Consider the following 12,016-nt stretch of genomic DNA (forward strand, 5'->3'; position numbering starts at 1 on the left):
GCGCCCGGACGAGGGCGGTCGTCACCGGCGCACCCCGATGCTTCGCCGCGGGGCGGCACAAGCACATCGGCCGTGGGGCGGCGGGCCGGCGCGACCCTCAGTCGCGCACCGGCAGTTCGGCCGACAGCGCCGCCGCGGCCCGCACCAGCGGCAGTGCCAGCAGCGCACCGGTGCCCTCACCGGCCCGGACCGAGTGGTCCAGCAGCGGTTCGAGCGACAGGCGGTCGAATGCCTTGGCCTGAGCGGGCTCCCCGCTGGCCTGACCGGCCAGCCACCAGTCCGGTGCCCGGAAGGCGATCCGCTGCGCCACCAGGGCGCACGCCGCGGAGACCACGCCGTCGAGGATCACCGGGGTGCGGCGCACGGCGCACTGCAGCAGGAAGCCGGTGATGCCCGCCAGATCCGGGCCCCCGGCGGTGGCCAGCAGTTCCAGCTGGTCGCCGAGCACGGGTCGGGCCCGCCGCAGGGCGTCCCGGATGGCCGCGCACTTGCGCATCCACGCCAGGTCGTCGATCTCCTCGCCGCCGCGGCCGGTCACCTGGGAGGCGTCGACACCGCACAGCCCGGCCACGAGGGCGCCCGCGGCGGTGGTGCCGCCGACACTGAGGTCGCCGAGGACGACCAGATCGGTCCCGGCGTCGGCCTCCTCGTCCGCCACGGCCATGCCGGCGCGGAACGCCTGCTCGGCCTCCTCGGGGGCCATCGCGTCCTCGATGTCGATCCGCCCCGAGCCGCGCCGCACCCGGTGGCGCACGAGCTCCGCGGGCAGCTCGCCCGGGTCGCAGTCCACGGACAGGTCGACGATGCGCAGGGCGACGTCGAAGCGGCGGGCCAGCACCGCCACCGGGCTCCGGCCCTCCAGCACCTCGCGCACCAGGTCCCGGGTGCCGCCCGCCGGCCTGGCCGAGACGCCGAGTCCGGCGACGCCGTGGTCGCCGGCGAACAGTACGACCCGGGGCTGCTCGACGGGCCTGACGGGGACCGCTCCCTGAGCGCCCGCCAGCCACTCGCCCAGGTCGTCGAGGCGCCCGAGGGCGCCGGGCTTCAACGCCATGCGCTCCCGTCGCTCCTCGGCGTCCCGGCGCACACCGGCGTCCGGACGCTCGATCAGATCGGAGAAGTCGTCAAGATTCAGCCCGCTCATCCGCCGAACCCTACCCTCCGGCTCGGCTGCACACCCATCCCCTCGGGTTCCGTGCGACCTGTCGGGGAGCCGGCGTGTCCCGGCGGCGGTGAGCTGCTCGGCCGACGGATGCCACGACACCCTGCACGGCTGCGCGGCCGGCCCGTCCGCCGGGTGGCTGTGCTCAGCCCCGCAGTCGCAGCGCCTGGCCGGCCGTCACCAGCAGCACCTGCTCGCACTCGTCCGCCACCCGGGTGTTCAGCCGGCCCAACTCGTCCCGGAAACGGCGTCCCGAGGCGGTCGCCGGCACCACGCCCGAACCCACCTCGTTGGACACGGCCACCACCGTCCGACGGGTCTCCCGGAACGCCGAGGCCAGCGCGTCCACCCGCTCCCGCAGGGCCCGTTCACCACCCCGGGTCCACGCGTGGTCGTCCCAGGCGTCCACGGCGTCCATCGCGTCGGTGAGCCAGAGCGCCAGGCAGTCGACGAGCAGCGGGGGCCCGTCCGCCGCGAGCAGCGGAACCAGGTCGCAGGTCTCCACCGTCTTCCAGGACGACGGGCGCCGCTCGCGGTGCGTGCCGATCCGGGCGGCCCACTCGGGATCGCCCTCCCGGGTCCCGCTGGTGGCGACGTAGACGACGCCGGGGAATGCCGACAGCCGGCGTTCGGCCTCCACCGACTTGCCGGAGCGGGCGCCGCCGAGCACCAGGGTCCTGCGGGGCGGTTCGGGAATGGCGTGGTACTCGCCGACGTGCAGCGTCTCGCCGTCCGGCACCGCCCGCGCCCCGGCGGCCGCCAACTGCCTTTGCAGCTCCGGCCCTTGGGGGATGGTGTGGTCGATGTGGACGGCGATCACGTCCGTGGTGGCGGTGACCGCCCCGGTGGCGCGCAGCTTCGCCAGCGCGTCCGGCCGTCCCAGCACGTCGAGCAGCACCATGGCGTACGGCCCCGAGGCCGCCCCGTTCGCCCCCTCCACCGGCCCGGCCGGCGAGCAGTCCGGCGGCAGGTACAGCAGCCGCAGCGGAACACCGGAGGGCCGGGGAACACCGGTGTGCCCGGCGTCGGGGGCGGTCACCTCGTAGCCCGAACCGGGTGCGTCGACGGGGACCGAGCGGACCCGGTGCCCGCTGATCAGGGCCAGCTCACGGCCGTCCGGTACCCGGCCGGGCGCAGGCAGTCCTGCCGGAACTTCCAGGGCGGGGCCGTTCTGCGGATGGGAAAGCAGCACCTGGCGGACTCCGGAGAGCGAGTGCCCGGCGCGCGCCGCTGCGAAGGCGATGCCGGGAGTGAGGTCCAGCAGCAGGGCACCGTCGACGAGCAGCGACGTCGAGGCACGGGCGTCCTCCCCGATCGCGGTCGCGCAGGAGGCGCACGGGCAGTCCGGCCGGGGCAGTCCACCGGGGGCCCCGGTGCCGAGCAGTGTCAGTTCCACACCCTGATCGTCTCGCGCCGCCCCGCGACGAGCGCGCGGGGCCGCACGGTCACAGGACCGAACGGGCCCGTTACCCTGCGGACAGGCAGGCACAACGTCAGCGGGACCGGGAGGCGCACATGGCGTGGACGTGGAGGTTCGAGAAGGCCGACGGGACGGAGACCGTTCCCGCGGTGGAGCCCGAGGAGTTCGGCACGCAGGGGGACGCCGAGACCTGGCTCGGCGAGGTCTGGAAGGAGCTCCTCGAGGGCGGCACCGAGCAGGTCGTCCTCTTCGAGGACGGCTCGAAGATCTACGGTCCGATGAGCCTCAGCGCCGCCGAGGGCTGAGCGGACGCAGCAAGGGGCTCACCGGGCCGGCGGCCCGGTGAGCCCCTTCGGTGTGCGGCAGCGCGGGCGGACTCAGTCGCGGACCCCGCACAGGTGCAGCAGCGGAGCGACGGCACGGTACGGGTCCGCGCGCCCGGCCCGTTCCTCGGCGGCCATGATGCGTTCGAACTCCGCCCCGGCGACGGGCGGAACTGCCTTCCCGGTGACTTCCGTGAAGAGCCCGACCCCGTACCAGGCGTGCAGCGGGGCGCCGATGCCGGAGAGCGTCGTCCGGAGCGTGGCGGGACGGTCGGCGCGCAGCGGACGGCCGCGCGGTCCGGCACCGCCCTGTAGCTCGGGGGTTTCCGGCGCTTCGGCCGCCTCCGGTGGGCCGAGGGCAGCGAGGGCGGCCGTCCAGTCGCCGGCCGCTGCGGGGCCCATCGCCCGGGCGTCCGCGTTGCGGATCAGTATCGACAGCAGCCCGCCGGTGGCCAGCACCCGGGCGAGCCCGGCGAGCAACGGGTCGGGCTCGGCCACGTGCATCAGCGCGTCGTGGCACAGCACCACGTCGAACGTCCCGGGAAGGAAGTGCGCGCCGGTCTCCCGGCCGTCCTCCTCCAGCAGGCGCACCCGGCGCCGTATGTCCTCGGGCTCGGCCGCAAGCGCGGAACGAGCCGCCGACAGCAGAGCGGAGTCGGATTCGACGCCGGTCACCTTGTGACCCGCGCGAGCCAGCCGCAGGGCCTGGGAGCCGCGCGCGGCCCCCACGTCCAGGACCCGCAGCTGCCGCCCGCCGGTGAAGCGGGCGGCCATCTGCTCGGAGAGCTGTCGCGCGACCAGTTCCCGGCGGACGTCGTGCCGCGTCCCCTCCGCGCGGGACGGGGCGGGCACCGTGTCCCGGAGGCCGGCAACGGTCGTGCTCAGGGCTTCTCCCCGCGCTTGACCTGCGGCTTCGGCAGACGCAGCCGGCGCATCTGCAGGGTGCGCATGAGGCCGTAGGCAACGGCGCCGCGGCGGTTCTCGTTCGGGAACCGGCTCTGCAGCTCCTTGCGCAGCCGGAAGCCGGTGCCGATGGAGTCCAGAACGATCAGCACGATCACGGCCAGCCACAGCAGCAGCGAGATCGTCTTGATCTCGGGCTGCGGCAGCACGCTGAGCACCAGGATGAGCACCGCGAGCGGCAGGAAGAACTCGGCCACGCAGAACCGGGAGTCCACGTAGTCGCGGGCGAAGCGGCGCACGGGACCCTTGTCGCGTGCCGGCAGGTAACGCTCGTCGCCGCTGGCGAGGGCCTCCCGCTGCCGGGCCAGGTCGGCGCGCCGCGCCTCGCGCTGGCGTTTCGAGGCGTCCTTGCGGTTGGTGGGTGTCGACGCCAGGCTGCGGCGCTGGGACTGGGCCATGGCGCGCTTGGGCGTCGGGCGGCCCTTGGGGGCCTGCGGGTCGCGGGGCTGCTGGGGCGGGCTCGGGGTCACCGCGGAGCGCTTGCTCCCGGGCGACCCGGCCCGCTCATCCTTCGAACGGCTTCGGAACACAAGCACCAAGGGTACGTGGTCGACGGGTCCGGACCCAGACCCGAGGGGAACGATCCCGCAACGGCGGCCGCGTACCGGGGCGCAACGGTCATACGGACGCCGGTGGCGCGGTCGGCGGGCGGCTACTCCTCGCGCCGGAGGGGCGCGGCACGCGATCGTCCTTCAGGAGGAGCCGATCAGGGCCGGAACAGTGCGGTAATGGAACCCGGCCCCGTAGTCTGGGAGCCAGGAGTTGCTGGAGTTCCGAGCCCGGAGAAGGGGGCGCGCGAGGCCCATGAGCGGTGTCATGAAGCGTATGGGGATGATCTTCCGCGCGAAGGCCAACAAGGCCCTTGACCGGGCCGAGGACCCGCGCGAGACGCTCGACTACTCGTACCAGAAACAGCTGGAGCTGCTGCAGAAGGTCCGCCGGGGAGTCGCCGACGTGGCGACCTCCCGCAAGCGGCTGGAGCTCCAGCTCGGCCAGCTGCAGGGGCAGTCCACGAAGCTGGAGGAGCAGGGCCGCAAGGCGCTGGCGCTGGGCCGCGAGGACCTGGCGCGCGAGGCGCTGTCCCGAAAGGCGGCGTTGCAGCAGCAGGTCACCGACCTGGAGACGCAGCACCAGACCCTGCAGGGCGAGGAGGAGAAGCTGACCCTGGCCGCCCAGCGGTTGCAGGCCAAGGTCGACGCCTTCCGCACCCGCAAGGAGACCATCAAGGCCACCTACACGGCGGCCCAGGCCCAGACCCAGATCGGCGAGGCCTTCTCCGGGATCTCCGAGGAGATGGGTGACGTCGGCATGGCGATCCAGCGTGCCGAGGACAAGACGGCTCAGCTCCAGGCGCGGTCCGGCGCCATCGACGAGCTGCTCGCCTCGGGTGCCCTCGACGACCAGAGCGGCACGGCCAAGGACGACCTCACCGCCGAACTGGAGCGTCTCTCCGGCGGCAACGACGTCGAGCTGGAGCTCCAGCGGATGAAGGCGGAGCTGACCGGCGGGTCCGGCAACGCCCAGCAGCAGATCGAGGGCGGACAGGCGGACCCGCAGCAGGGCACCGGGCAGGGGCAGGGCAGGTTCGACAAGCAGTAGGCCTCCGTCGGCGGCACGGCTGCGATCCACCGGAGATCACCCAAGGAGGTCGTCATGATCGTTCGGATCATGGGGGAGGGGCAGGTGAGGCTGGCGGACAGCCACCTCGCCGAGCTCAACAAGCTGGACGACGAACTGCTGGCCGAGATCGAGAGCGGCGACGAAGCCGGCTTCCGGCGCACCTTCTCCGCCCTGCTGGAGGCCGTGCGGCGGCTGGGCGAGCCGCTGCCCGCCGACGCGCTGGAGCCGTCCGAGCTGATCCTGCCCACGCCGGACGCCACCATCGAGGAAGTCCGCGAGATGCTCAGCGACAACGGGCTCATCCCCGGCTGACTCACGATCCCGGCACCGTCCGCGCACGCCGCGGCCGCGGACGAGTGGGGTAAAGCGCGTCGTCTCGGGCAGGCGAGGCTGCGTGCCCGGCACATCGCACCGCCGGGCACGCACCACGTCTTCCAGGAGGACACCCACATGACCGCGCTGTCTGCCGTTGCCGCTTATGCCGCCCCCTCGGCCAAGGCCCCGCTGGAGCGGACCACCGTCCCCCGGCGCGAGGTGGGCGAGCACGACATCCTCATCGAGATCAAGTACTCCGGAATCTGCCACTCGGACATCCACCAGGCCCAGGACGGCTGGGGTGAGGGCATCTATCCGATGGTGCCCGGACACGAGATCGCCGGTGTCGTGGTCGAGACGGGGTCCGGTGTGACCCGCCACGCGCTCGGCGACCGGGTGGGCGTCGGCTGTTTCGTCGACTCCTGCCGCACCTGCGAGTACTGCAAGCAGGGCCTCGAGCAGTACTGCGTCGAAGGCATGACCGGCACGTACAACGCCCTCGACCGGAACGGCGAGCCCACGTACGGCGGCTACTCGACCCACATCGTGGTCGACGAGAACTACGTGGTGCGCATCCCGGACGCCTTGGCGCTGGATGTCGCCGCACCACTGCTGTGCGCCGGCATCACCACCTACTCTCCGCTGCGCCACTGGCGGGCCGGGCCGGGCAAGAAGGTCGCCGTCGTCGGCATGGGCGGCCTCGGTCACATGGGCGTCAAGATCGCCCGGGCCCTCGGCGCCGAGGTGACGGTTCTCAGCCGGACCCTGGCCAAGAAGCAGCAGGGGATCGAACTGGGCGCGGAGCGGTACTACGCGACGAGCGACCCGAAGACGTTCGAGGACCTGGCCGGCACCTTCGACCTGATTCTCTCCACGGTCTCCGCGCCGCTCGACTTCGGCGCGTACCTGTCGCTGCTCAAGGTCGACGGCGCACTCGTGAACGTGGGGGCGCCCGAGGAGCCGGTGTCGCTCAACCTCTTCTCGGTGATCGCGGGCCGGAAGACACTCGCCGGTTCCATGATCGGCGGGATCCCGGAGACGCAGGAGATGCTCGACTTCTGCGCCGATCACGGTATCGGCGCCACGATCGAGCTCATCCGTGCCGAGGAGATCAACGAGGCGTACGAGCGGGTGGCGGCCGGTGACGTCCGGTACCGCTGCGTGATCGACGCCTCCACGATCTGACGTGACCTGATGAAGGTGGCGGACCCGCCCCCGTGCCGGGCCCGCCACCTTCCTCCGCACCCCGTTACGGCAGCGCCAGCATCCGCTCCAGGGCGAGCTTGGCGAACTTCTCCGTCTCGGGGTCGACCTGGATGCGGTTCACGGTCCTGCCGGCTGCGAGGGACTCCAGAGCCCACACGAGATGCGGCAGGTCGATCCGGTTCATCGTCGAACAGAAGCAGACCGTCCGGTCGAGGAAGACGATTTCCTTGTCCGGGTGGGCCAGGGCCAGCCGGCGCACCAGGTTCAGCTCGGTGCCGATGGCCCACTTGGAACCGGCGGGGGCGGCGTCGAGGGCCTTGATGATGAACTCGGTGGAGCCCACCTGATCGGCGGCCGAGACCACTTCGTGCTTGCACTCCGGGTGCACCAGCACGTTGACGCCGGGGATCCGCTCGCGCACGTCCCGGACGGAGTCCAGCGAGAAGCGCCCGTGCACGGAGCAGTGACCGCGCCAGAGAATCATCTTCGCGGCCCGCAGCTGCTCCGCGGTCAGGCCGCCGCCCGGCTTGTGCGGGTTGTAGACGACGCAGTCGTCGAGCGACATGCCCAGGTCACGGACCGCGGTGTTCCGCCCGAGGTGCTGGTCGGGCAGGAACAGCACCTTGTTCTGCCGGGGGGCCCCCTGTTCGAAGGCCCAGTCCAGTGCCCGCTTGGCGTTGGACGAGGTGCAGATCGTGCCGCCGTGCCGTCCGGTGAAGGCCTTGATGTCGGCGGACGAGTTCATGTACGAGACCGGGACGGTCGTCTCGGCGACCCCCGCCTCGGTCAGTACGTCCCAGCACTCGGCGACCTGTTCGGCGGTCGCCATGTCGGCCATCGAACAGCCCGCGGCCAGGTCGGGCAGGACGACCTGCTGGGCGTCCGAGGTCAGGATGTCGGCCGACTCGGCCATGAAGTGCACGCCGCAGAAGACGATGAACTCCGCCTGGGGCCGCGCGGCAGCCTCCCGGGCCAGCTTGAACGAGTCGCCGGTGACGTCGGCGAACTGGATGACCTCGTCGCGCTGGTAGTGGTGGCCGAGCACGAAGACCCGGTCGCCGAGCTGCTCCTTCGCCGCGCGGGCACGCTCGACGAGATCGGGGTCGGAGGGTGCGGGCAAATCGCCGGGGCACTCGACGCCGCGCTCGCTCTTCGGGTCGGCCTCGCGGCCGAGCAGGAGGAGCGCGAGCGGCGTGGGCTGTACGTCGAGAGGCTGGGCGGTGGTCACGGCACGCACCCTTTCTGGGGTTCTGCAGACGCCTTTTCGTCTGATTGACACTATCCATGATAGCCGCTTCATGTCACTTTGACGATGGGCATCGTGTCGTTGTGACGCATCTCGGCATCCGGGGCGCTCCGAGCGCCGTGACCGCCACTGCGCCGGTGTGCGAGCATGATTGAGGAAGAACGTGCCAGGCCCGGAATGAATCCGGGGCTCCGTCGGTTGAGGCCGACGGCAAGCAGTCCGCACCAACCCGGGAGAGAAGCAGATGTCCGTTCAGGACGAGAAGACCACCGCGAGCGACGGCATCCTCCTGTCCGACGCCGCCGCAGCCAAGGTCAAGGGCCTGCTGGAGCAGGAGGGTCGCGACGACCTCGCCCTGCGCGTCGCCGTCCAGCCCGGCGGTTGCTCCGGCCTGCGCTACCAGCTCTTCTTCGACGAGCGTTCCCTCGACGGCGACGTGGTCAAGGACTTCGACGGAGTCAAGGTCGTCACCGACCGGATGAGCGCCCCCTACCTGCACGGCGCTTCCATCGACTTCGTCGACACCATCGAGAAGCAGGGCTTCACGATCGACAACCCCAACGCCACGGGCTCCTGCGCCTGCGGCGACTCCTTCAGCTGATCCGTCCGCCCCGCGCACCGGCCGGGGCTCGGACGCGAAGACCGCGATGGCGGCGGCCCCCGGGGGCCGCCGCCATTCGTCGTCGACGAGGATGCCGCTGGTCAGCGCTTGCCGATGCCCTTGCCGGTCCTCGCGTCGACCACCTTCCGGTCCCCGAGCGGCTTGTCCAGGGTGACCTTCTCCTCGAGCTTCTTGGCGACCTTGATGCAGTTCTGGCCCGGCTTCTTCGGCTCGCCCGTGACCTTCACCTTCACCGCGTCGCCGGACTCGTCGGCGGTGATCCGGTAGTCGTCGCAGACGCCGCCCCAGAACCCGACCGTGAGTTCACGGCCCTCCGCGCTGTACGAGGTGACGTCCGGCATGCCGGCGCCGGGCTTCGTCCCCTGCTCCCCGCCCCGCTGCTCGCCGCCCTGGTCCGGCCGGGCGATGTACTGCGGCTTCACCGCGGGGTGCGTGACGGTGAAGGTTGCCTGCGGGCCGGTGGCCCCGGGCAGTTCCACCTCGAACAGCCAGGACGGCACGAGCGCCTGCTTGCCCTCGACGAACTGCGCCGCCAGTCCGAACGTCGCCTTGCGCACCTTCGCAGGCTCCCGCTCGTTCTGCTTGCCCTCCGACGCGCAGGGGTCGGCCTTCGGTGTCTTCCCCGAGGCCACGGCCGCATCGGGCATGGCCGAGGCGCAGCCGCCGATACCGACCTTGCCACCGCCGCGGGACTCGTTGAGGCGCTTCAGCGTCTCCTCGGCGTTGTTCACCGGGTACTCGGGGCCGGCGCGCAGCTCGCCCAGCCGGCCGTTGCCGCTGACCACGTTCCCGTCCGCGCCGACCTGCAGGCCGGTTGTCAGGCCGTAGGTGGGCAGGCCGTCGACCTTCGGATCGGCGCTCACCGTCCGCACCGCGCCCGCGGTCCGGCTCGCGTCCACCTCGGCGTCACCGACGCCGGCGGCCTCGAGAACCGGAGTCGCCACCCGTTCGGCCTCCTGCTCCGACACCGGTTTCACCGACCCGTCGGACGGCTCGCTGCGGATCTCTCCGGGCGCCGGGCACCGGGACGGCGCGCCGTCGCCCTCCGAACCCTTCGGCCCGCTCTTGGACGGCTCGCTGCAGCCGCCGACGGCGTGCCGCGTGTACGTCCAGATCCCGGGCGTCTTGCTGTTCACGGTCAGCACCGGTCCCGAGGCGTCCTTCCCGCCGACCTTCCAGGAACCGCCGGTCAGTTCGGGCTTTCCGGCCAGGTCCAGTGCCTCGGCCAGCCGCTCGACGTCGGCGCGGGTCACCTCGGCCGCCGGGTGGTACACCTTCGCCGACCCCGGTCCCTCGGGCAGCGGCCCGGTGGCGCGGAAAGCAGGCCCTCCGGGGTTGGGCTCGCCCGGCGCGATACCGGAGTCCCGCGCGTCCGACGACTCCTGCTGCCCGTAGCCGTCCAGCTGGAGCGGCGGCGGGCCGCCGTCGGCGCCGGCCGAGCCCACGTCGTGCGAACTCGTCGATGCCCAGTAGGCGCCGCCGCCCCCGGCCACCAGGACGGCTGCCGCCACCGACACGACCACGAGCGACGACCGCCTGCGCCTGGGCGGTTCCGCGTCCATGGCCGCACGACTGTCGGCCGGCAATTCTTCCGGCTTGCCCTCGGGTGCCTTCTCGCTGCTCACCGTTGCGCTCCTTCGGCTCCGCTCGACAACCGGCGCCCCGGCCGGGGCCACCGGCCCCCATGCGGGGGGATGCGGATCAGACGGAGCACGCGGCTCAGCGGTTCCCTCCGGGCGCTCAGTCGCCGTAATCGGACATCGCGTCGAGCAGCCTTGCGGCCGCCGGGGTCACGACGACGCCGTGAATGCGGGACGGGGGGACCGGGGTCTCGGCGGCCCGGTGGGACGCAGTCCAGCGCGGGGCCATCCGGGCGCAGTCGCCACGCAGTTGGAGCAGGCTCTCGACCTCGTCGTCGACGAGCGTGACGACGATCCGGTCGGCGGGAGGACGCGCGGTCCCGACGTGCTGCGGCATTGCTGACTCCCGACGTTGCGGGGCCGCGTGACCCGCGGCCTCTCACCCGGCAACGGTAAACACGCGCTGCGAAGCGGCGATAGGTCTACTATCGGGTAGTTCTGCCGAGTCGGCGACCGGGCCCCGAGCGGGTAGCGTTACTGCCCGGACCCTTCACCCCCGTCGCACCAGCAGGAGCAACGTCGTCGTGCGTATCGCTGTCACCGGCTCCATCGCCACCGACCATCTGATGACCTTCCCCGGCCGCTTCGCCGACCAGTTGATGGCGGACCAGCTGCACACGGTCTCCCTCTCCTTCCTGGTCGACGCACTCGACGTCCGCCGCGGCGGCGTCGGGCCCAACATCTGCTTCGGCATGGGACTGCTGGGCCTGCGCCCCGTCCTCGTCGGCGCGGCGGGGGCCGACTTCGCCGAGTACCGCTCCTGGCTCGACCGGCACGGCGTGGACACCGACTCGGTCCGCATCTCCGAGGTTCTGCACACCGCCCGCTTCGTGTGCACCACCGACGCCGACCACAACCAGATCGCCTCCTTCTACACCGGCGCCATGAGCGAGGCCCGCAACATCGAGATCCAGCCGGTCTCCGACCGCGTGGGCGGGCTGGACCTGGTGCTGATCGGTGCGGACGACCCGGAGGCGATGATCCGCCACACCGAGGAGTGCCGGACCCGCGGCATCCCGTTCGCCGCCGACCCCTCACAGCAGCTCGCGCGCCTCGGCGGCGAGGACATCCGCGTGCTCGTGGACGGCGCCGCCTACCTCTTCACCAACGAGTACGAGAGCGCGCTGATCGAGAGCAAGACCGGCTGGAGCGGTGAGGAGATCCTGGGCCGCGTCGGCACCCGCGTGACGACCCTGGGCGCCCGGGGTGTCCGGGTCGAGCGGGCGGGCGAGCCGGCGATCGAGGTCGGCTGCCCCGAGGAGGAGGCCAAGGTCGACCCGACCGGCGTCGGCGACGCCTTCCGCGGCGGCTTCCTCGCCGCCGTCTCCTGGAACCTCTCCCTGGAGCGGGCCGCCCAGCTCGGCTGCATGCTCGCCACCCTCGTCATCGAGACGCTCGGCACCCAGGAGTACGAACTGCGCCGCGGCCACTTCATGGACCGCTTCACCAAGGCCTACGGCGAGGACGCCGCCGCCGAGGTCCGCGAGTTCCTGGCCTGA

The 12,016-nt window shown here is 72.2% G+C and carries 13 protein-coding genes; 6 read left to right on the plus strand and 7 right to left on the minus strand.

Translation table 11 applies throughout. The features are described 5' to 3' along the window. Positions 1 to 97 precede the first annotated feature (97 nt). Together cobT and M1E25_RS03250 are read right to left on the minus strand one after the other, a co-directional pair. Positions 98 to 1,144, minus strand: a complete 1,047-nt coding sequence (gene cobT / locus M1E25_RS03245) for a nicotinate-nucleotide--dimethylbenzimidazole phosphoribosyltransferase (protein WP_251409194.1) — start codon at positions 1,142 to 1,144, stop codon at positions 98 to 100. Positions 1,145 to 1,307: 163 nt separating this feature from the next. Beyond that, entirely contained in the window at positions 1,308 to 2,558 is a 1,251-nt protein-coding gene (locus M1E25_RS03250) for a bifunctional adenosylcobinamide kinase/adenosylcobinamide-phosphate guanylyltransferase (protein ID WP_251409197.1), read from the minus strand. A gap of 119 nt (positions 2,559 to 2,677) precedes the next feature. Between M1E25_RS03250 and M1E25_RS03255 the strand changes: the two genes are divergently transcribed. Beyond that, positions 2,678 to 2,887: a hypothetical protein gene (locus tag M1E25_RS03255; protein WP_251409200.1), complete on the plus strand. Its 210-nt coding sequence runs from the start codon at positions 2,678 to 2,680 to the stop codon at positions 2,885 to 2,887. A 72-nt stretch (positions 2,888 to 2,959) separates the two neighbouring features. On the opposite strand, the gene M1E25_RS03260 is transcribed toward M1E25_RS03255, so the two are convergent. After that, the gene (locus M1E25_RS03260; RefSeq protein WP_251409655.1) at positions 2,960 to 3,679 is read right to left on the minus strand and encodes a class I SAM-dependent methyltransferase; all 720 of its coding nucleotides are present in this window, start codon (positions 3,677 to 3,679) and stop codon (positions 2,960 to 2,962) included. Positions 3,680 to 3,786: 107 nt separating this feature from the next. Next, entirely contained in the window at positions 3,787 to 4,338 is a 552-nt protein-coding gene (locus M1E25_RS03265; protein ID WP_372500510.1) for a DUF3043 domain-containing protein, read from the minus strand. A gap of 346 nt (positions 4,339 to 4,684) precedes the next feature. On the opposite strand from M1E25_RS03265, the gene M1E25_RS03270 reads away from it, so the two are divergent. From M1E25_RS03270 to M1E25_RS03280, 3 genes are all read left to right on the plus strand, one after another. After that, a complete protein-coding gene (locus tag M1E25_RS03270; RefSeq protein ID WP_251409203.1) occupies positions 4,685 to 5,467 on the plus strand; it encodes a PspA/IM30 family protein in 783 nt (260 codons plus the stop codon). 54 nt (positions 5,468 to 5,521) lie between these two features. Continuing rightward, complete coding sequence (pspAA, locus tag M1E25_RS03275; protein WP_251409206.1) at positions 5,522 to 5,800, plus strand: PspA-associated protein PspAA; 279 nt, start codon at positions 5,522 to 5,524, stop codon at positions 5,798 to 5,800. Between the two features lie 138 nt (positions 5,801 to 5,938). Continuing rightward, on the plus strand, positions 5,939 to 6,988 hold the full coding sequence (locus tag M1E25_RS03280) for an NAD(P)-dependent alcohol dehydrogenase (protein WP_251409209.1): 1,050 nt from the start codon (positions 5,939 to 5,941) through the stop codon (positions 6,986 to 6,988). A gap of 64 nt (positions 6,989 to 7,052) precedes the next feature. On the opposite strand, the gene nadA is transcribed toward M1E25_RS03280, so the two are convergent. Next, on the minus strand, positions 7,053 to 8,246 hold the full coding sequence (nadA, locus tag M1E25_RS03285; RefSeq protein ID WP_251409212.1) for a quinolinate synthase NadA: 1,194 nt from the start codon (positions 8,244 to 8,246) through the stop codon (positions 7,053 to 7,055). Between the two features lie 253 nt (positions 8,247 to 8,499). Here nadA and erpA point away from each other — a divergent pair, with 253 nt between their 5' ends. Next, entirely contained in the window at positions 8,500 to 8,856 is a 357-nt protein-coding gene (erpA, locus tag M1E25_RS03290; RefSeq protein WP_251409215.1) for an iron-sulfur cluster insertion protein ErpA, read from the plus strand. A 101-nt stretch (positions 8,857 to 8,957) separates the two neighbouring features. Here the strand turns inward: erpA and M1E25_RS03295 are convergent, their stop codons facing one another. Together M1E25_RS03295 and M1E25_RS03300 are read right to left on the minus strand one after the other, a co-directional pair. Then, positions 8,958 to 10,502 carry a hypothetical protein gene (locus tag M1E25_RS03295; RefSeq protein ID WP_251409218.1) on the minus strand — a complete coding sequence of 515 codons (1,545 nt, stop codon included), beginning with the start codon at positions 10,500 to 10,502 and terminating at the stop codon, positions 8,958 to 8,960. A gap of 115 nt (positions 10,503 to 10,617) precedes the next feature. Next, the gene (locus M1E25_RS03300) at positions 10,618 to 10,854 is read right to left on the minus strand and encodes a hypothetical protein (RefSeq protein ID WP_251409221.1); all 237 of its coding nucleotides are present in this window, start codon (positions 10,852 to 10,854) and stop codon (positions 10,618 to 10,620) included. A gap of 187 nt (positions 10,855 to 11,041) precedes the next feature. Between M1E25_RS03300 and M1E25_RS03305 the strand changes: the two genes are divergently transcribed. Next, positions 11,042 to 12,016, plus strand: coding sequence for a carbohydrate kinase family protein (locus M1E25_RS03305; protein WP_251409224.1), 975 nt, complete (start codon positions 11,042 to 11,044; stop codon positions 12,014 to 12,016).

The organism is Streptomyces meridianus (assembly GCF_023703325.1).
Classification (GTDB): domain Bacteria; phylum Actinomycetota; class Actinomycetes; order Streptomycetales; family Streptomycetaceae; genus Streptomyces; species Streptomyces meridianus.